Origin of the sequence: Peptoniphilus sp. BV3C26 (assembly GCF_000478985.1) — a bacterium.
Lineage (GTDB): Bacteria > Bacillota > Clostridia > Tissierellales > Peptoniphilaceae > Peptoniphilus_B > Peptoniphilus_B koenoeneniae.
This window is the reverse complement of record NZ_AWXB01000065.1, coordinates 66,395-85,825: the sequence shown is the minus strand read 5'-3', so window position 1 is coordinate 85,825 and position 19,431 is coordinate 66,395. Positions and strand designations below refer to the sequence as shown.

17 protein-coding genes and 1 pseudogene are annotated in these 19,431 nt (G+C 28.1%); 16 read left to right on the top strand and 2 right to left on the bottom strand.

All coding sequences use genetic code 11. The annotated features are described in order from the left end of the window. Nucleotides 1-75: 75 nt before the first annotated feature. The 11 genes from rny (at nucleotide 76) to ftsH (ending at nucleotide 13,144) form a co-directional block, all read left to right on the top strand. Nucleotides 76-1,608 (top strand): ribonuclease Y, encoded by a 1,533-nt coding sequence (gene rny / locus HMPREF1253_RS08600; protein ID WP_023056306.1) that lies wholly within the window; start codon nucleotides 76-78, stop codon nucleotides 1,606-1,608. A 43-nt stretch (nucleotides 1,609-1,651) separates the two neighbouring features. Continuing rightward, nucleotides 1,652-2,614 (top strand): tyrosine recombinase XerC, encoded by a 963-nt coding sequence (locus HMPREF1253_RS08595; protein ID WP_023056422.1) that lies wholly within the window; start codon nucleotides 1,652-1,654, stop codon nucleotides 2,612-2,614. Continuing rightward, nucleotides 2,601-3,572 carry a hypothetical protein gene (locus HMPREF1253_RS08590; RefSeq protein ID WP_023056384.1) on the top strand — a complete coding sequence of 324 codons (972 nt, stop codon included), beginning with the start codon at nucleotides 2,601-2,603 and terminating at the stop codon, nucleotides 3,570-3,572. The genes HMPREF1253_RS08595 and HMPREF1253_RS08590 overlap by 14 nt, the downstream gene beginning before the upstream one ends. Nucleotides 3,573-3,819: 247 nt before the next feature. Then, entirely contained in the window at nucleotides 3,820-5,001 is a 1,182-nt protein-coding gene (locus HMPREF1253_RS08585) for a PD-(D/E)XK nuclease family protein (protein ID WP_023056392.1), read from the top strand. A 5-nt stretch (nucleotides 5,002-5,006) separates the two neighbouring features. Further along, nucleotides 5,007-8,336 carry an exodeoxyribonuclease V subunit beta gene (locus HMPREF1253_RS08580; RefSeq protein ID WP_162146349.1) on the top strand — a complete coding sequence of 1,110 codons (3,330 nt, stop codon included), beginning with the start codon at nucleotides 5,007-5,009 and terminating at the stop codon, nucleotides 8,334-8,336. 9 nt (nucleotides 8,337-8,345) lie between these two features. After that, the gene (locus HMPREF1253_RS08575) at nucleotides 8,346-8,588 is read left to right on the top strand and encodes an RNA-binding S4 domain-containing protein (protein ID WP_023056429.1); all 243 of its coding nucleotides are present in this window, start codon (nucleotides 8,346-8,348) and stop codon (nucleotides 8,586-8,588) included. Nucleotides 8,589-8,652: 64 nt separating this feature from the next. Next, on the top strand, nucleotides 8,653-8,967 hold the full coding sequence (locus HMPREF1253_RS08570) for a septum formation initiator family protein (RefSeq protein ID WP_023056327.1): 315 nt from the start codon (nucleotides 8,653-8,655) through the stop codon (nucleotides 8,965-8,967). Beyond that, nucleotides 8,948-9,337, top strand: coding sequence for a S1 RNA-binding domain-containing protein (locus HMPREF1253_RS08565; protein ID WP_023056323.1), 390 nt, complete (start codon nucleotides 8,948-8,950; stop codon nucleotides 9,335-9,337). Before HMPREF1253_RS08570 ends, HMPREF1253_RS08565 begins: the two co-directional genes overlap by 20 nt. Nucleotides 9,338-9,370: 33 nt before the next feature. After that, nucleotides 9,371-10,675 carry a tRNA lysidine(34) synthetase TilS gene (tilS, locus tag HMPREF1253_RS08560; protein ID WP_023056335.1) on the top strand — a complete coding sequence of 435 codons (1,305 nt, stop codon included), beginning with the start codon at nucleotides 9,371-9,373 and terminating at the stop codon, nucleotides 10,673-10,675. Then, nucleotides 10,672-11,205: a hypoxanthine phosphoribosyltransferase gene (hpt, locus tag HMPREF1253_RS08555; RefSeq protein ID WP_023056406.1), complete on the top strand. Its 534-nt coding sequence runs from the start codon at nucleotides 10,672-10,674 to the stop codon at nucleotides 11,203-11,205. The genes tilS and hpt overlap by 4 nt, the downstream gene beginning before the upstream one ends. Nucleotides 11,206-11,215: 10 nt before the next feature. Continuing rightward, the gene (ftsH, locus tag HMPREF1253_RS08550; protein ID WP_023056385.1) at nucleotides 11,216-13,144 is read left to right on the top strand and encodes an ATP-dependent zinc metalloprotease FtsH; all 1,929 of its coding nucleotides are present in this window, start codon (nucleotides 11,216-11,218) and stop codon (nucleotides 13,142-13,144) included. Nucleotides 13,145-13,162: 18 nt separating this feature from the next. Here ftsH and HMPREF1253_RS08545 read toward each other — a convergent pair whose 3' ends face one another. Beyond that, on the bottom strand, nucleotides 13,163-13,642 hold the full coding sequence (locus HMPREF1253_RS08545) for a threonine/serine exporter family protein (protein ID WP_023056393.1): 480 nt from the start codon (nucleotides 13,640-13,642) through the stop codon (nucleotides 13,163-13,165). Nucleotides 13,643-13,645: 3 nt separating this feature from the next. Continuing rightward, a complete protein-coding gene (locus tag HMPREF1253_RS08540; protein WP_023056320.1) occupies nucleotides 13,646-14,416 on the bottom strand; it encodes a threonine/serine exporter ThrE family protein in 771 nt (256 codons plus the stop codon). A 107-nt stretch (nucleotides 14,417-14,523) separates the two neighbouring features. On the opposite strand from HMPREF1253_RS08540, the gene der reads away from it, so the two are divergent. The 5 genes and pseudogenes from der to HMPREF1253_RS08515 all read left to right on the top strand — a co-directional run bounded on the left by der (nucleotide 14,524) and on the right by HMPREF1253_RS08515 (nucleotide 19,431). Further along, nucleotides 14,524-15,843: a ribosome biogenesis GTPase Der gene (gene der / locus HMPREF1253_RS08535; protein WP_023056334.1), complete on the top strand. Its 1,320-nt coding sequence runs from the start codon at nucleotides 14,524-14,526 to the stop codon at nucleotides 15,841-15,843. Continuing rightward, nucleotides 15,840-16,430: a glycerol-3-phosphate 1-O-acyltransferase PlsY gene (gene plsY / locus HMPREF1253_RS08530; RefSeq protein WP_023056314.1), complete on the top strand. Its 591-nt coding sequence runs from the start codon at nucleotides 15,840-15,842 to the stop codon at nucleotides 16,428-16,430. Before der ends, plsY begins: the two co-directional genes overlap by 4 nt. After that, entirely contained in the window at nucleotides 16,420-17,427 is a 1,008-nt protein-coding gene (locus HMPREF1253_RS08525) for an NAD(P)H-dependent glycerol-3-phosphate dehydrogenase (RefSeq protein WP_023056311.1), read from the top strand. Before plsY ends, HMPREF1253_RS08525 begins: the two co-directional genes overlap by 11 nt. Nucleotides 17,428-17,489: 62 nt before the next feature. Next, nucleotides 17,490-18,728: pseudogene (locus HMPREF1253_RS08520) on the top strand (HlyD family efflux transporter periplasmic adaptor subunit); the annotation flags it as partial. 10 nt (nucleotides 18,729-18,738) lie between these two features. Beyond that, nucleotides 18,739-19,431, top strand: a complete 693-nt coding sequence (locus HMPREF1253_RS08515; protein ID WP_023056361.1) for a YggS family pyridoxal phosphate-dependent enzyme — start codon at nucleotides 18,739-18,741, stop codon at nucleotides 19,429-19,431.

Here is a 19,431-nt window from a genome sequence, read left to right as displayed (position 1 = left end):
TATCTTTATTAAACGTATACAATATTTAGTAGAAGTTTTAGAAACTTGAAAACTTAATATGGAGGTGCTAAGCTATTGCCGGAAATAATAAAAATTCTTTTAAGCGCTATTATTTCTTTGGGATTAGGCTACTTTGTAAGAAAGTATATTGCTGAAAATAAAGTAGGAAAAGCTGAGGAAATTGCAAATAAAATCGTAATTGATGCCGAGCATACTGCCGAATCAAAGAAAAAAGAACTTTTAGTTGAAGCAAAAGAAGAAATTCACAAAATGAGAGCAGAAGTGGAATCCGAAAATAAGCTTAGACGAGCAGAACTTTCACAATTAGAAACAAGAGTATTGGCAAGAGAAGAATCTATTGAAAAGAAATCTAATTCACTTGAAAAGAAGGAAGAAAAACTTAATCGTAAACTTGAAGAAGCTAAAGCTAAAAATGAAGAAGCGGAAAGTTTAATTGAAAAAAGAAATTTGGAACTTCAAAGAGTTTCAGGACTAAGTGTTGAAGAGGGTAAGAGAATCTTACTTTCAGAACTTGAAAAAGATGTAGTTCATGAATCCGCACAAATTATTAGAGAAAATGAACTTAGAATTAAAGATGAATCTCAAAAATATGCACGAGATATTATAGTACAAGCTATACAAAGATGTGCAGCAGATACTGTTGCAGAGAACACTGTTTCAGTTGTTTCTTTGCCAAATGATGAAATGAAAGGTAGAATAATCGGTAGAGAAGGAAGAAATATAAGAGCTATAGAATCATTAACAGGAGTTGATTTAATTATTGATGATACACCTGAAGCTGTAGTTTTGTCTTGCTTTGATCCTATTAGAAGAGAAGTTGCAAGAATTGCAATTGAAAAGCTCGTCTCAGATGGAAGAATTCACCCAACTAGAATTGAAGAGACAGTAGAACGTGCTAAGAAAGAAATTGAAGTAACAATTAAGGAATCCGGAGAACAAGCAGCATACGATGCAGGAGTACATGGATTACACCCTGAACTTATAAAGTATTTAGGAAGACTAAAGTATAGAACAAGTTATGGGCAAAATGTATTAAAGCATTCAGTTGAAGTTGCACAGATAGCCGGAATAATTGCTTCTGAACTTGGAGCAGACGTTAAAATTGCTAAACGTGGCGGTTTACTTCACGATCTTGGTAAAAGTATAGACCATGAAGTTGAGGGACCACATGTTGACTTGGGGGTTGACCTTGCAAGAAGGTATAAAGAACCTGAATCTGTAGTCCATACTATTGAAGCTCATCATAATGATGTTGAACCAAGTACATTGGAAGCTGTTATAGTTCAAGCAGCAGATGCAATATCAGCAGCAAGACCAGGTGCAAGAAGAGAAACAGTTGAATCTTATATAAAACGTCTTGAAAAGCTTGAAGAAATAGCAAATGAATATGAAGGTATTGAAAAATCATATGCTGTTCAAGCTGGAAGAGAAATTAGGATAATTGTTAAACCAGAGATGATTTCTGAATCCGAAATTATTGTTACTGCAAGAAATATAGCAAAACAAGTTGAAGCTGAACTTGATTTTCCTGGACAAATAAAAGTTAATGTCATAAGAGAAACAAGAGCAGTTGAATATGCAAAATAATATCTAAACCTGCCAATGGCAGGTTTTTTTAATAGGAGAAAATATGATTTCCACATTATTAGATGATTTTATAGGATATCTTGGATCTACAAGATCTTTATCGAAAAAAACTATGGAAGGATATTATTATGATATCCGAACTTTTTTAAGATTTATGAAAATAAGAAGAGGTTTAGCTAATGAAGAAAATTTTGACTCTATCGATATAGATGATATAGATGTAGAATTTTTAGAAAATATAAAAAAGACAGATTTATATGCTTTTAACGCTTATCTTGAAAGAAGACGTGACAACTCAAACAGAACTAAATACAGAAAATTGTCTGCAATAAGAACTTTTTTTAATTATCTTTCAGTTAAAATAAATGTAATAGATCACAATCCCATAGAAGATATAGATATGCCTAAATTGGAAAAGACTTTGCCGGTAGCTTTGACATTGGATGAAGCAATAAAATTTTTAAATACAATTAAACATAGTGAACAATCGGAATTTTTTAAAAATAGAGATTACGCCATAGCCACTTTATTTTTAAATTGCGGGATGAGATTATCTGAGCTTGCTTCTATAAATTTAGAGGATATAAGGGATGATAAAAGTTTAAAAATTATGGGAAAGGGGAAAAAAGAAAGAACTGTTTACTTAAATGATGCCTGCATAAAAGCCTTAGATGATTATTTAAAGTTAAGACCTGATGTAGAAGATAAGGCACTTTTTTTAAGCAGATTGAACAAGAGAATCGGAAATAGGGGAATACAAAATATGATTGAAAAACATATTTTGGAGGCAGGACTTGACCCTAATAAATATACAGTCCACAAACTAAGACATACAGCTGCAACTCTTATGTATAGGTATGGTAATGCAGATTTGAGGTCCTTACAGGAAGTTCTCGGGCATGTTTCTGTAACAACAACTCAAATTTATACCCATGTAAGTGATGAACAAATAAGAACAACCGTTGAAAATAACCCTTTAGGAAAAATTGACAATGAAATTAAATGAATTTTTAAAATCAAACAACAAAAAACAATTAATTGGAAACACTTCAGTTTTTGCAGATTCAATAATTGAAGAGTTTACAATAAAAAATGGAGGAAGTTTTTTAATAAGTCCAATTGATATAAAAAAACTTGTAAAAGAACTCTCCATAGAAGAAATAATTAAATCAGGTGAAAAATATTCAAATGAAATTGAATCAGTGCTTTTTATTTATGATCTGCTAAAAAATACAGAACTTGAATTTTTTAAAGAAAATCAAATTTCTCTAAGCCTTGCACAAGAATTTTATAATTTAATCCAAGAATTAAAACTTACAAATTATAAAGAAGAAGCCTTTAACAACAATAGGCTTAGAGATTTTTTAAAAATTTTTAAACTTTATAACGAAAAGCATAAGGGAATAGATTATGGAGATTCAATTAAAATAGCTTTAAATTTTAAAGATGATCAAATAGAAAGAGCTATTATAGAAAATACCGATTTAAGATATTACGAGGAAAAACTTCTTAATTTATTAAATGTAAAGACAATTGAGCTTGATAAATATGAATTTAATAAGAAAAAAACTGAAATTTATAAGTGCTTTTCTCAGAGAGATGAAGTTTTAAACCTTTTAGAAATAATAATAAAAGAAAAAATAAATCCGAAAGATATAGAAATTGTATACACTGATGCATCCTACATAGAAATATTAAAATCATTTTTATTTACAAATCTTCCTATAAAATTCAATAAAGAAAAAGAAGTAGAACTTATTGAAATTCTCGAAAATATATTTTCTTTTGTAGATAGTAATTTTTCTCCTAAATTTTATAAAAAAATAAAAAATATTTGTAGAATTTATGAAGATGTAAATATAGATTTTATAGGGGATAAAAATAACTATTTAAATTTAAGTGATTTTGCAAAAGATCTTGTAGATATACTTCCGGCTAAAAAAAGAAGAAAAAATAAATTTTAGGGATTTTTTAAATAACCTATTAACTTTTTCAAAAAAATATTTAAATCTTAGAGAAGAGGTTGTAGACCTAATAAAAAATATTTCAAGCTTTTCTAAAGAAAAATACCTGTACTTTTATGAAGCTTTAGAATTTTTAAAATTTCAAATTGAAAATTTAAATATTTCTAAAGCCACTGAATCATTTATAAGAGTTTCAAATATTTATGATGAAAGGATTTTTACAAGAAAATATGCCTTTATTCTGGGAATGGCTAGTGAATTTTTTCCAACAACAATAGGAGAATCACCAGTTATTAGAGATTCAGAATTAGAAAAAATTTCAAAAAAAATTACAACAAAGGAAAAATTAAATTCAGCAAAATACAATTTGGCAAAATATAAAATTAATAATTTTTTCAGCTTAGGAGAAAAAATTTATTTCTCTTATCCTCAAGTGGATGAAAAAAATGAGAAATATACAGAAGCTGTTTTTTTACAAAATTTAAATTTACCAGAAATAGAAAAAAATTATTATAGTTTTGATTCTTTAGAAGAAAAATTTCAGGAATTAAGAGAAAATAATTTTCAAGAAATATTAAAAAATTTTGTATTTTCAGCTACATCTTTAAATGTATTAAATTTAAGCCCAAAATGTTTTTATAATAAATTTATTTTAAATTTAGATGATGACGAAGAGGAAATCTTTGATGAAGATTTAATTTTCCCATTTTACGCAACAGGTTCCATAGTTCATGAAAGCTTAAAAAATATTGTAGATCAAATTAATGAGAAAGGATCACTCTTTGCTCTTGAACAAGTGGAAAATATTTTAAATAAAAATATAGAGCCGTATTTAAAAAAATATCCTCAAAGATTGGAAAAACCCTTTGAAAATTATAAAAATAATTTAAGGGATATGATTAAAAATTATTTAATAGATTTTATAGAAAAAAATCCAAATGAAAAATTTTATAAAACAGAATATAGCTTTGGATTCGGACAAAAAGAGTCTTTATGTAAAGATCCAGTTACTATAGAAATCGGAAAATATAAAATTAAGGTTAAAGGATCAATTGATAGGTTGGATTTATTAGAAGATCAAATGGTTTTAATTGATTATAAAACAGGCAACAGCAAATTAATAAAAGATATGGACAATAAAAACAGACTTATACAGGACTTTATATATAAAAAAGTCTTAGAAAAGTTTTTTTCAAAAGATATTACATGTCAGTATCATTTTATAAAAAATAGGGAAATATATGAGCCTTGTGGAGATTTTGAAGAAACGGAAAAAAACTTAGAATTGCTTTTTGATTTTGTAAATGAATATGGTTTCGTTAAACCAGAAAAAATGGCTGGTTTATCAGGAAAGTATGAGAATCTGAAAAAGGACAAATCAGAAATAGAAAAGGCAATAAGCTTTAGTGAAAATTATTTGGTGCTTTAATGGAAATGAATAAATTATTAGAAATCGAAAATCTTAAAAGAGAAAATTTAATAAAAGAATTTAATAAAAACTTTTTAGTTGAATCAGGAGCTGGCGCGGGAAAAACTTACTTATTAGTTGAAAGAATGACAAATTTAATTGAAAAGGGCATTTTTAAACCTCAAGAAATTGTGGCCATAACCTTTACCAATAAGGCTGCTCAAGAACTTAGATCGAGAATTCAAAGTAAACTTTTAGAGAAAGTAAATCCTAATGAAAATATTAAATATGCGATAGAAAATTTTAATAAAATAAATATTTCTACAATACATTCCTTTGCCAATAAATTAATTCAAGAAATGCCATTTTATGCAAACTTGGGTCTTAATTTTAATGTAAAAGAAGATGAAGATTATGATTCATATCTACTTAGTATTTATAAAAAATTTATAGAAAGAGATCTTAAAACCTATATAAAAGAAAGCCAACTGAAAATATTTGAAAAGGCAGAAAATAAAAAAATAATATTGGGTCAAATTTCAAAATTTATATTAAATCAAAACACTGAATTTCCAAATTATTTTGACGATAATACTAAAATTTATTTTATAGAAGAACTTTTAAAAGATTCTTATGAAATTATAGATAAAATAAATAAATTTATAAAAGATTTAAAAGTTGATACAAGTGTTTACAGGAGTGATTTTCTTAAAAATTTGCAAGAATTAAATCTTTATAAAAACAATAATTCTTACGGAAATTTTTTAAAAAGTATTTTTGACTTTTGGGTTTTTATGCAAAATGAAAAAATAATAGAAAGTCCTTTTACAAAAGTAAAATACAAGGCAAATGATGATATAAAAAATAAAGTTAAGGATTCTACAATAATTCAAGGCGCAATAAGATGTGAATTGAATGAGAAGATAAGACTTTATTTAAATAACCTATATGGAGGCTTTGTCGGCGCCTCTGAGGGCTTTAGTAAATTTATTGATGAGTTTGTATCAGGAGACTATAAAACTTTGTCTAACGACGATTTAGTGCGTTTGGCATTGAAGATAGTTGAGGACTACCAGTCAAGGATGTATTTGCAAAGCAAATATAAGTATTTTTTTGTAGATGAGTTTCAAGATACAGATCCTATACAGACAAAATTTATTCTTGCCTTTTGTTCAAAAGATGAGGGGAATTTAAAGAATAAAAATTTTTCTGATTTTACTTTAAAAGATCAGGCCTTATTTTTAGTAGGAGACCCTAAACAATCAATTTATAGATTTAGGGGGGCAGATTTAAACAACTATGAAAAAGTAAAAAATATTTTCGAGAATCAAACTAACAGCGAATTTATTATCTTAGATAAATCTTTTAGATTTGACGATGAGTTGGCGTCTGAAATATTTGATATTTATAAAAATGATTTTGAAACTCCAACTGGACCCTATAATTTAAAATTAAATAACATTTTAACTAATGGAAAAAATTCAGCTTTAATGGGAATTTATTATCCTACCCTTGATTTTGATTTGGAATTTTTATTAAGTTTAATAACAGACCAAGATTTGAAATTATTTTTAAATAAAATCTATGATGAAGAGAAAAATGATTGTTTTTCAAATTTATTTATAAATTTTTTAATAAGGAGAGAAAGCTTTATAAAAGATAATTTAAAAGAGCTTGAAGATTTTAAAATTCAAAAAAATATAGAGGATATAAATTTAGAAAAATTATTTAAAAATAAAGCTTTTAAAGGTAATAAGGATTCTTTATTTGTAAGTGTCGGATTTTTTATAAATTATTTAGTCGAAACCCAAAATATAAAAGAAAAAGATATTTTAGTTTTAACCAGAACAAATTCTGGGGCTGAGGAAATGAGCGGTATTTTATATGCTTTGGGTTATGACATTGACACAAGCACAAACAGTAAATATTTTAATTTTCCGTCTATAAAAAATGCTTATAATTTTTATAAATTTTTAATAGATCAAAATAATAAAAATTTTCTTAGAATGCTTAGAGGGCTTTTTAAAATAGATGATATAAAAGCTTTTGAAATAAAAAAATATCTTCTTGAAAATAATTTTTTAGACTTGTTGGAAAAGAAAAAATTTTTAGAAGAAAAAGAAATAGAATTTATTTTTTCTTACTTAAATTATAATAAAGTGTCCTTAAGTGCAGCTTTAAGAGCTATGGAATTAGATTTTGAAAGTTTTACAGATGGCACTGTTAGGGAAAAGGAATATGAAACCTTTATAAGTTTTATGGAGAAACTTTTAAATAAAGACCTTTCATTTAAAGATTATAAAAATTACAGTGGAAATATTTTAAAAACTGACAATATTGAGAAGCTTAGAGTTATGAATCTTCACAAGGCTAAGGGTCTTCAAGGAAAATTTGTTATAATTATAGGAGAAAGTGCTTTAAAAGAAGAAAAAAGTGGATATTTTGATAGAGAAAAAAATCAAGGTTATGTTGATTTTTCTTCAAACAATAAGTTAATAAAAAGATATCAAGTCCCCAGCTATGACAATCCAGAAATAGAGCTTCTTGATAGGTCGGAAAGTAAAAAAGAAAATATAAGATTAAATTATGTTGCTGCAACAAGAGCTGAATCAGCTTTATTTGTATTTGATTTGTATGAAGTTTATAAGGAAATTTTTAAATTTGGTAAACCTTATTTATATAAAATTTCTAAGGGGAAAAATAAAGGAATCAACAAAAAATCTGAATTTGTAAAAGATATTTGTTCTTACAAATTTAACTTTACAGAAGAACCCCAAAAAGATAAAAAAATTAAAAATACATTTTATAAAAACGATGAGCTTATTTTACGTCCTCATGGTTCTTGGTACGGCACAATTTTTCACAGACTTATGGAACTTTCTGTGAATGATTATTTGAGAAAAGAAATACCTGATTTTAAAATTAATTTAAGACTTGCCATAGGCGAATTTTTATTTGATAAAGATTTAAATAATGAAAAAGATTTTATAAAATTAAATCTTGAAGCTGATAATTTTAGCGAAAATATAGAAAAAATTTATTCCTATGTGGAAGAAACAATTAAAAAAAGTTACGAAAATATTTTTCCTCAATTAGTTTCTATTTTTAAAGATGCAGATAAAATTTATACGGAAGTACCCTTTACTATTTTTGAAGAAAAATATATAAGAGGCAGAATAGATCTTTTAGTCATTAAGGACAATATATACACAGTTTATGATTATAAAACCGACTTATTAGGAGAAGAAGCCAATTATAAATATGAGGATCAATTAAATTTTTATAAGTCTGCCGTTGAAAAAATTTTTAAGGTAGAAAGAAGAAATATAAAGACAAAAATAATTAATTGTAATTAAGGAGATAAAATGAGGCTTGATAAATATTTAAAAAATTCAAGGATTATAAAAAGAAGAACCGTTGCCAAGGAAGCTTGCGATGGAGGAAGAATCTCAATAAATAATAAAATTGCCAAGGCTTCGGACGATGTTAAAATTGATGATATTTTAGAAGTAAGATTTGGAAATTCAACTTTTAAATGTAAAGTTACTAAAATTTTAGAAAGTGCAAAAAAAGATGATGCGGCTTTAATGTATGAAGTTATTAACTAAATGTAAAATAAGCTTGTTTTTTACAAGTGTAAATGTAATAATTTACTTGTAGGAAGGGATTTATATGAAAAGAAAATTTCCGCCGCTTTTAATGTTAATATTGGTTCTTGTAATTTTATACGGAACTTATTCTGTATCTAATTCTTTAATTACTAGGAATAGAATTAAACAGCAAATGTCAGAAAATGATAAAAAAATTAAAACTTTAAAAGATGACATATCAAAGATTAAAGAAGAAATAGAAAATTCAGATTCGCTTGAATTTATTGAAAAAGTGGCCAGAGAAGAGTATGGAATGGTAAAGCCCAGAGAAGTTATCTATGTAGATAAAGAAAAAGAAAACAATATGGAGGATCCAATTGGGGTTAGAGATAGGTAGTATAGTTGAAGGTACAGTTTCATCTGTTATGAAATTCGGAGCATTTGTTGATATTGGACAAGGACAAAGTGGATTGGTGCATATTTCTGAAGTTTCTGATGAATATGTAAAGGATATAGATAAATTTTTAAAAAAAGGCGACAAAGTCAAGGCTGTTGTTATAGATAACCAAGAAGGAAAAATAGCTTTATCTATAAAAAAACTTAAACCTAAAGTAGTAAAGCCTCAAGAACCAGAGCCAGAAAAAAAATATAAGGATTTATCTTTTGAAGAAAAACTTTCAAAATTTATGAAAGAATCAAACACCAAGTATGAACAAATGCGTTCAAGAGAAAACTCTAAATATGGTAGATCCAAATCAAGAAAATAATAGTGATAGACAAAATCTATCACTTTTTGCATTATGTTTGAAAAATTTAATGAAACTATAAAAACAAACAATTTAATAGAAAAAAATGACACTATTTTAATGGGAGTTTCCGGTGGAGCAGATTCAGTTTACTTATTTTTTGGACTTTTAAGTTTAAAAGAAAAATATAATTTAAATTTAAAATGCGCCCATATAAATCACGGAATCAGAGAAAGTGCAAAAAGAGATGAATTATATGTAAAATCTCTTTGTGATAAATATGATGTTGAATTTAATTTACTGAGCACTAATATGAATGAATATGCTTTAAAAGAAAAGTTATCTAAAGAAGAAGCTGGAAGAAAATTAAGGTATGATTTTTTTAATAAAATAGCAACTTCAAAGGCAAAAATAGCCCTTGCCCATAATTTTGATGATAATATGGAAACTATTTTATTTAGAATTATAAGGGGAACGGGTATAAGCGGCTTAAGGGGAATACCTTATAAAAGAGATAATATTATAAGGCCTCTTTTAGATACTAAAAGACAAACTATAGAGGAAGAGCTTAAAAAACTTGGCATTCCATGGATGCTTGATGAAACAAATTTAATAAATGACTATTCAAGAAATATGTTAAGAAATGAATTAATACCCTTTGTTGAAAAAAATTTTAACACTTCTTTTAAAGAATCTTTAAACAGACTTAGACTTAACTCCACAGAAATATATGATTTTATTTCTAAAGAAACTAAAGCATATACAAATAAAAATTATTTAGAAGTTGAAAAAGTAATAGATTTAGACCAGGGTCTTCTAAATGAAGTTATAAGAACTTTTATTTTAAGAAATAAAAATAATTTAAACTCAATTGACAGGAACCACATTGAAGCCTTTATAAACTTAATGAAATCTGAAAATGGAAAGTCTATAAATCTTCCAGGAATAAATTTATATAAGCATGATGATAAAATTTTTGCTCAAGGTAAAACAATTGATAGAAATGAAAGCTCATTAAATTTAGGAGAAAATTTTACGGATTTCGGTAAATTTGAATTATCAAAAGATAAGTTAAATGGAGAACATGTAATAGTTATTGATTATGAAAGTATAAATGGAAATTTAAAGGTCACTAAAAGGGAAAGTGGAGATAGATTTAATCCAATAGGTTTAAAGGGAAGTAAAAAATTAAAAGATTTCTTTAATGACATAAAAATATCACCCTTTTTAAGGAATGAAATTCCAATTATAAGAGATGAGAAAGATATTGTTTGGGTTGTTCCGTATAGAATGAGCGAAAACAATAAAATAAAAGAAGATACTAAAAATAAGCTTTGGATAAAGTGGGAGGAAAAATGAAAGAATTTTTAGATGAAATTTTGTATTCTGAAGAAGATATAGACAAAAAAGTAAGAGAACTTGGTGCTCAAATAACAAAAGATTATAAAGACAAGGATCTTTTAGTTGTTGGAATTTTAAAGGGTGCAGTTTCCTTTATGTCAGATTTAATAAAGAGAATAGATCTTCCTTTAACTGTTGATTATATGGATGTTACAAGTTATGAAGGGGTGAACACTTCAGGACAGGTAAAAATTTTAAAAGATTTGGATAATTCCATTGAGGGTAAAGATGTTCTTATTGTTGAAGACATTATAGATACAGGAACAACTCTTAACTACATTAAAAATCTTTTTGAAAACAGACTGGCTAATTCAGTTACCATTGCAACTTTATTGAACAAGCCTAAAAGAAGAAAAATTGATGTTTATGTTAAATATATAGGCTATGATATTGAGGATTTGTTTGTGATAGGTTATGGCTTGGATTATAATGAAATCGGAAGAAATTTACCATATATAGGCACATTAAAAAAGGAAATTTATAGTTAGAGGTGATTATTTGAAAAAACGTTTTGGAGGAGCATCATTTTATTTAGCTTTAATAGTAGTCTTAATATTTGCTATAAGATTTTTCAATCCGCCATCAGGAACCATTGAAAATAAAAGTTTTACAAATTTTGTAGAAGATATTAATAAAAACAGTACAAATAAAAACATTAAAGAAATAACAATAGATCAAGATGAAAGAACAGCCCTGGTAACAAAAGAAGATGGGCAGACTTATAAAGTTTATATACCGGGTTACGACAATAGCGGTGAGTTATACTTAAATGATTTATCAGACACAATTAAAAACAAGGGAATAGCTGTCAGCTTTTCAGCACCTAAAGTTACTCCCATATTTGTTGAACTTTTACCGTCAATTATTACCATAGGACTATTTATTTTTATATGGTTTACATTTATTCAACAAGCTCAAGGTGGCTCTAAAATGGGAAGCTTTGGCAAGAGCAAGGCAAGAGTTTTTAAACCTGAAGATGGTAATCCTGTAAGTTTTAAGGATGTAGCAGGCCTTGTTGAAGAAAAAGAAGAACTCTTAGAAATAGTAGATTTCTTAAAAAACCCAAAAAAGTTTGTTGATATGGGAGCAAGAATACCAAAGGGAGTATTACTTGTAGGCCCTCCTGGAACGGGAAAGACTTATTTATCTCGTGCAGTTGCCGGAGAAGCAAGAGTACCTTTCTTTTTAATGAGCGGTTCTGATTTTGTAGAGATGTTTGTAGGTGTAGGAGCAAGTCGTGTAAGAGATTTGTTTGAAACTGCAAAGAAAAATTCACCTTGTATAATATTTATTGATGAAATTGATGCGGTTGGTAGAAAAAGAGGAGCAGGTCTTGGCGGAGGCCATGATGAGAGAGAACAGACCCTAAACCAACTTCTTGTTGAAATGGATGGATTCGGTAAAAATGAAGGCGTAATAGTCATGGCTGCTACTAATAGGGCAGATATTCTCGACCAAGCACTTTTAAGACCGGGAAGATTTGACAGGACTGTTTATGTTGGAAAACCTGACATAAAAGGAAGAGAAGATGTTTTAAAGGTTCATTCAAAAAATAAAAAACTTGCTACAGATGTAAATTTAAAAACTATAGCAAAGACAACTCCAGGCTTTACTCCTGCTGATCTTGAAAATCTTATGAATGAAGCTGCACTTCTTGCAGCAAGAAGAAATGAAGATAAAATTTGCATGGAAGATATTGAAGAAGCAACAATTAAGGTTCAAGCAGGGCCAGCTAAAAAATCAAGAGTAATTTCCGATAAAGAAAGAAAACTAACTGCAGTTCATGAATCAGGTCACGCAGTTGTAGCAAGACTTTTGCCAAACCATGATCCTGTCCACATGATTACTATTATTCCAAGAGGAATGGCAGGAGGCTTTACCGCCTATATTCCTGAAGATGATGTAAACTTCATGACAAAATCTGAAATGGAAGATAATTTAGTCTCTCTATTGGGTGGTCGTGTTGCAGAATCTCTTGTCCTTGATGACATATCTACAGGAGCTTCCAACGACATTGAAAGAGCAACTCAACTGGCAAGGGATATGGTAACAAGATACGGAATGAGTGAAAGAATAGGTACAATAACTTATGGCAGCGATGAAGATGAAATATTTGTAGGAAGAGATTTAGCAAGGAGTAAAAATTATTCTGAAAAAACTGCTTCTGAAATAGATGAAGAAATCGGAAGGCTTATAAATAATGCTTACGGAAAGGCAAAAAAACTTTTAAGTGAAAATATTGAAATTTTAATTAAAGTTTCAGATGTTTTATTAGAAAAAGAAACAATTGACAAAAATGAATTTGAAAGAATTTTTACAGGCAAACAAGAAGATTCTTTAGAAGACGGTAAAAATAATGAAGATTTAATAAAAAGCACCGATCTTTCAGAAGAAGCAAAAAAAATAATAGAAAAAAATAATGATTAATTATTTAAAAAAGCTCAACTATTTTTGTTGAGCTTTATTTTTTTGGCTTTTAATTTTTCTTTTTTTAGAATGAATAAATAATTTAATAAGTCTTGCTACAACAGTAGAAGCAACAATTCCTATAGCAAGAGAAACAACAAGATAAGTTGTTTGAGTTGCATATTTATTTAAGTTGTCATAATCTTTCAGTGTAAAATAGTACATAGAATAATACATGCCTGCACCGGGCACAAGAGGCAAAAGAGCAGGTAAAATTGTTACTGTTGCAGGAATTTTCAATTTTATAGAAAAAATTTCTCCACTCATGCCTATAAAAAATGAAGAAAAGAAACCTGCAGCAAGGTAACTGTCAGTAATTGAATAAACATATCTATAAATTACCCATGATATTCCAGCGATAATACCTGTTTGAAAAATAGTATTTCTTGGAGCATTAAAATAATATGCAAATGCAAATACTGAACAAGTTGAAACAAAAAATTCAAAAAAATAATTCATAAATCACCTAACAAATTTAATAATAAGTCCTACTCCAGTGGCAATGGCAAAAGCTTGAAAAAATGCTTTTGTTATACCTATAATACCTGACATAAAATCGTTGCTCATTATATCACGGGCAGCATTGGTAATTGGAAATCCTGGTACTAAAATCATTATCGCACCTATTATGGAATAGTCTATATTGTTATTAAGACCCATTTTGTTTAAAAGTACACAAATTAAAGCACTTAGAAAAGCACCTATAAAATTTTCAATAAAAAAGGTTAGTTTATATTTAGCTACATGACTTAAAATATAACCTACACATAAACCGGATATAAATGCAGCGATAAAATCTTTAAAAGCTCCACCAAAAAGAAGAGCAAAAAATCCACATGCAAAAGCTGCGGAGCATCCATAAATCCAACTTTCCGGAGGCTTTAATTCATCAATTTCATTTAAAAGCTTAATGCCGTCTGCAATTTCAAGATTTTTATTTACAAATTTTCTTGAAAAATCATTAACTCTGCTTATTTTATCCAAGTTATAACTTGAAGGAGATACTTTTTTAAAAATATTATAACTTTCTCCTCTATATTCAATAGATAGGAAAATCCCTGTAGGAAAGCAGTAACTGTCACAGCGAACTATTTCGTCACAAGACCTGCATAATCTTTCAACAGTATCTTCAGCCCTGTAAATTTCAGCTCCGTTTTTAACTAAAATTTGACCTGCCAAAACTGCCATATTCATAAGCTGTCTAACATCTCTTTCATTTCTTAAGATTTCCATATTTTTACCACCAAATTAATTATACATTAGTCATTTTATCACATCAATGAATGAATTGAATCAAAATTTAAGGAATGATATAATATTTCAAAGAATAGGAGGTAATTATGGAAAAACCTATTGTTTCAATTATTGGAAAACCTAATGTTGGCAAATCAACACTTTTTAATAAAATTGTAGGAAGAAAAATTTCTATTACAGAGGATACACCAGGAGTAACAAGGGATAGAATATATAGCGATGCATCTTGGCAGGGAAGAAAATTTCTTCTTGTTGATACCGGAGGATTGGATCTGAAAGATGAAGATATTTTTATGTCAGGAATTAAGGAACAAGCGGATATAGCTCTTGATATGTCAGATGTAATAATATTTTTATTAGACGGTGTTGAAGGAGTCTCATCAAATGATTTGGAGATAGCGTCCTATCTCAGAAGATCTAAAAAAAATATTATATTGGCTGTCAATAAATTTGATTCAAAAGTAGCTAAAAATAACTATTATGACTTTTTTGAACTTGGTCTTGGAAGTCCAATTACAATTTCTGCAGAGCAAGGAAGTGGAGTTGGAGATCTGTTAGATGAAGTTGTAAAAGATTTTAAATTAGATTTAAGTGAAGAAGATGATGACTCAATAAGGGTAACTCTTATAGGTAAACCCAATGTGGGGAAATCTTCTCTTGTAAATCATATATTAGGAGAAGAAAGAGTCCTTGTAACTAATATACCTGGAACTACAAGGGATTCTATAGACTCTCATTTCAAATATAAAGACAATGAATTAATACTTGTGGATACGGCAGGATTAAGAAAGAAGAAAAAAATTTCAGAATCTGTTGAAAGATATTCAGTTATAAGAACTTTAACGGCAATTGAACGTTCCAGCGTTTGTGTTTTATTAATTGACGCCACTGAAGGTGTATCTGAACAAGATGCAAAAATTGTGGGATATGCCCATGACAATAATAAAGCTATAATAATTGCAGTAAACAAGTGGGATGCAATTGAAAAAGATAACAAAAGTGTAAAGACCTTTGAAAAAGCCATAAGAGAAAGACTTCCTTTTATTAATTATGCACCAATATTATTTATTTCCGCCTTAACAGGTCAAAGAGTAAATAATCTATTGGACATGATACTTTTAGTTAACAATAATTATAATCACAGAATTAAAACTGGAGTTTTAAATGATATTTTAAATAGAGCTGTTTTAATGAATCAACCACCATCTGATAAAGGTAAAAGGGGAAAATTATATTATGGAGCTCAAGTTGGAGTAAGACCTCCTAAATTTTTGCTTAGTATAAATGATAGAGAGTTATTTCATTTTTCTTATCTTAGGTATATTGAAAACCAAATTAGAGAAGCTTATTCCTTTGATGGCGTTCCAATAATTATTGAGCTTAAAAATAGAGGAGAAAATGGATGATATTTCTTGTTTTAGTCCTTTCTTATCTTATAGGTTCAATATCTGGTTCTTTTATACTGGGAAAATTATTTTTACACAAAGATGTAAGAAATTATGGTAGTGGAAATGCCGGTACAACAAATGCAATGAGGGTTTTCGGTAAAAAAATTGGAAGCTTAACTTTTATAATTGATATGCTAAAAGGCATATTGGTTGTATTATTGTTGAAAAAATTTTTTCCTGAATATTTATTTTTAGGAGTTTTATTTTGTATATTAGGCCATGACTTTCCCTTTTATATGAAATTTAAGGGAGGAAAAGGGGTTGCAACAAGCCTTGGTTCCTTTATATTTATAAATATAAAACTTACTTTTATACCTGGCATGATTATGCTAATTACCTTGCTTTCTACAAAGATTATGAGTTTAAGTTCAATTTTATTTTTATCTGCTCTATTAGTTTCTTATATAGGATTTGGTTCTTATTCTATTTATGAAAAGATAATAATTGCAATAGTTTGCCTACTTGGTATAGTAAGGCATAAAAGTAATATAAAAAGGCTTATAGAGGGAAAGGAATTAAAACTTGGAGGAAAAAATGAAAAATAAGATTTCTGTTATTGGAGGCGGAAGCTGGGGAACTGCAATTACATATCTTTTATCTAACAAGGGTTTCGATACTAGTATGTATTTAAGAGATGAAGCAGTTTTAAATAATTTAATAAAAACGAAAGAAAATAAAAAATATTTACCAGGAGTAATATTAAATAAAGCTAAATTTACAAATAAAATTGAAATTGTTAAAGATTGTGATTACATTGTACTTGCAACTCCAAGTTCAGCCATTGTTTCCGTTTTAGATGATTTAAAAAAATATATTAATGACAATGCAGTTATAGTAAACTTAGCAAAGGGCTTTGAACCTAAATCTCAAAGAAGAATATCGGAAGTTTCAAAAGAAATTTTACCTAAAAATGATTTTGTAGTTTTATCCGGCCCTTCTCATGCAGAAGAAGTAGGAAAAGACATACCAACAGCTGTGGTATGTGCTTCAATTTCCCATGAAGCTGCTAAAAAAGTTCAAGATATATTTTCTAATGATAAATTCAGAGTTTATACAAATAATGACTTAATAGGAGTTGAAATTGGAGGAGCTTTAAAAAATATTATTGCTTTAGGAGCAGGTATGAGTGACGGATTAGGTTATGGAGATAATACTAAGGCGGCCCTTATGACAAGAGGAATATATGAAATGAGTAAACTGGGCATTGTTTTAGGAGCAAACCCGCACACTTTTACAGGCTTATCGGGAATAGGTGATTTAATTGTAACTTGTACATCAATGCATTCAAGAAATAGGCGTGCAGGTATTTTAATAGGCAAGGGAAAATCTAAAGACGAAGCTTCAAAAGAAATTGGACAAGTTGTAGAAGGTATAAAAACAACTAAGTCCGCTTATGAATTAAGTCTTATTCACAAGGTAGATATGCCTATTGTCAGAAAGTTATATAAAGTTTTATATGAAGGAATGAATCCTGAAGAAGCTGTTAAAACTTTAATGGCGAGGGAGAAAAAAGCAGAAATTGAACAAATTTTTTTTGAATAGAAATTTTTTTGTATGTTATAATTGACATAGTTTAGGAGAAAAATTGAAAAAAGAAAAAAAGAAATCTATCTTCAAAAATTATTTTATTTATTTCCGTATTTTTGGTTTTATTTTTCGTTTATAGATCTCTAAGAGGAAGGGCATATACAAAACATACAACTGTTTTTCCTATAATGACAGTGTATAAACAAGATATAGAGGCAAAAGCCTATATAATTTTTGATGAAGAAGTATTTAAAGCTAGTGGAAACGGAATAGCTGTTTATAATGCCAGTGAGGGTCAAAAAATTCCGGCAGGCTACGAAGTTGTAAGCATAAATTTAATGGATGATGTATCACAATTAAAAGATGAGCTTATTAAACTAAATGCTGCAATTCAAGATAGAAAATCAGACTCGCCACAAGATACTTCAAAAAATTTAAGCAATGAAGATATAAATGCTATTGGAAGAATTCAAGATAATATTAAAAATAGACATTACTCAGGAGCTATTTTAGAAATTAATAATTTAGATTTAAACAACAAGCATCATGTAAACATTTCTGAACTTTCAAAGTATAGAAATATACCCTTGGAAGATTTGGAAAACCAAAAACAAACTTTACTTGAACAAATATCTAAAAGTAATATTCAATATACATCAAAAGAATCTGCCCTTGTTTCTTATCAAATAGACGGTTTGGAAGAAAAATACAAATATAATGATGACACTTCAAAATTTACCTATGATTACTTGATGAAAAATGTAAGAACTAAAAGTTTTGAAACAAAAAATCAAGTGAAAAAAGATGAAATTTTATTTAAGCTTATAAATAATTTCAGATATAAGATCTGTCTTGCTGTAAGTTCAAATAAGGGTCTTGAATCTATAAAAATCGGAGACACCATTAATGTAGATTTAGATGGAACAATAATTTCTGGATTTGTAGAAGATATAAATACAGAAAAAACCAAAGGAAGTGTTTATATAATAGATTCTACAGAATATTTGGAAAAAATTTACGATAAAAGAATTCACGATGCAAAGATTGATGTAAATAAGGAAAAATCTTATAAAATACCATCCAAGTCAATAGTTACAAGAGGAAAATTAAAGGGTGTTTATGTTGAAGAAATACATGGCCTTGTAAGGTTTCTTCCTGTGGAAATTTTATCTGTATTGGGAGAAGATACATTTGTTTCAAGAGGAAATAGAGAATCAAAAATTGAAGTAGATGATAAATTAGAAAAAACTATAAATATAAATGATGCCATTGTTGTGTATCCTGGCAGTGTAGATGATTTTCAAATATTAAATTAAGGGGATAAAAATGGATATTAAAAAAAATCTTGAAGAAGTTTTAAATAATATTGAACTTGCAGAAAAAAGATCTGTTACAGGAGAAAAAGTTAAACTTATTGCAGTTACAAAAACTCATGGAATTGATATAATAGAAAAAGCAATAGAACTTGGAGTAAAAGATATTGGTGAAAACAAAGTTCAGGAGCTTACTAAGAAGATAGAAGTTTTAAAAGATAAGGTAAATTATCATATGATTGGAAATCTTCAAAGTAATAAGGTAAAATTTATCTATAATAAAGTTAAATTAATTCATTCATTAGATAGATTAAGTCTTGCAAAGGAAATAGAAAAACGTGCAAGCCAGGATGACATTAAAGTTAATTGTCTTATCCAAATTAATATAGGAGACGAATCCACAAAAGGGGGCATTGAGCTTAGAGATACAGAAAAATTTGTTGAAAGTCTTTTGGAATTTAATCATATTAAAATTATGGGTTTAATGGCAATAGCACCTGATACTGATGATGAAAAATTATTAAGGACATGTTTTAAAAATATGTTTAACATTAAAGAAAAAATTAAAAGTAAAGGCTATGAAGGTCTTGAAATGAAATATTTGTCCATGGGCATGAGCAATGATTATGAAATTGCCATTGAAGAAGGAGCAAATATGGTTAGGGTTGGTTCAAAAATATTTGGAGCTAGAAATTATAATATTTAG

What these genes read in the sequence shown, in the direction of transcription:
- HMPREF1253_RS08545 (WP_023056393.1), bottom strand. Translation starts at nt 13,642, where the DNA reads ATGAATTATTTTTTTGAATTTTTTGTTTCAACTTGTTCAGTATTTGCA.
- der (WP_023056334.1), top strand. Translation starts at nt 14,524, where the DNA reads ATGGAAAAACCTATTGTTTCAATTATTGGAAAACCTAATGTTGGCAAA.
- HMPREF1253_RS08525 (WP_023056311.1), top strand. Translation starts at nt 16,420, where the DNA reads ATGAAAAATAAGATTTCTGTTATTGGAGGCGGAAGCTGGGGAACTGCA.
- HMPREF1253_RS08570 (WP_023056327.1), top strand. Translation starts at nt 8,653, where the DNA reads ATGAAAAGAAAATTTCCGCCGCTTTTAATGTTAATATTGGTTCTTGTA.
- HMPREF1253_RS08515 (WP_023056361.1), top strand. Translation starts at nt 18,739, where the DNA reads ATGGATATTAAAAAAAATCTTGAAGAAGTTTTAAATAATATTGAACTT.
- hpt (WP_023056406.1), top strand. Translation starts at nt 10,672, where the DNA reads ATGAAAGAATTTTTAGATGAAATTTTGTATTCTGAAGAAGATATAGAC.
- tilS (WP_023056335.1), top strand. Translation starts at nt 9,371, where the DNA reads ATGTTTGAAAAATTTAATGAAACTATAAAAACAAACAATTTAATAGAA.
- HMPREF1253_RS08580 (WP_162146349.1), top strand. Translation starts at nt 5,007, where the DNA reads ATGAATAAATTATTAGAAATCGAAAATCTTAAAAGAGAAAATTTAATA.
- HMPREF1253_RS08585 (WP_023056392.1), top strand. Translation starts at nt 3,820, where the DNA reads ATGGCTAGTGAATTTTTTCCAACAACAATAGGAGAATCACCAGTTATT.
- HMPREF1253_RS08595 (WP_023056422.1), top strand. Translation starts at nt 1,652, where the DNA reads ATGATTTCCACATTATTAGATGATTTTATAGGATATCTTGGATCTACA.
- HMPREF1253_RS08590 (WP_023056384.1), top strand. Translation starts at nt 2,601, where the DNA reads ATGAAATTAAATGAATTTTTAAAATCAAACAACAAAAAACAATTAATT.
- plsY (WP_023056314.1), top strand. Translation starts at nt 15,840, where the DNA reads ATGATATTTCTTGTTTTAGTCCTTTCTTATCTTATAGGTTCAATATCT.
- HMPREF1253_RS08540 (WP_023056320.1), bottom strand. Translation starts at nt 14,416, where the DNA reads ATGGAAATCTTAAGAAATGAAAGAGATGTTAGACAGCTTATGAATATG.
- HMPREF1253_RS08575 (WP_023056429.1), top strand. Translation starts at nt 8,346, where the DNA reads ATGAGGCTTGATAAATATTTAAAAAATTCAAGGATTATAAAAAGAAGA.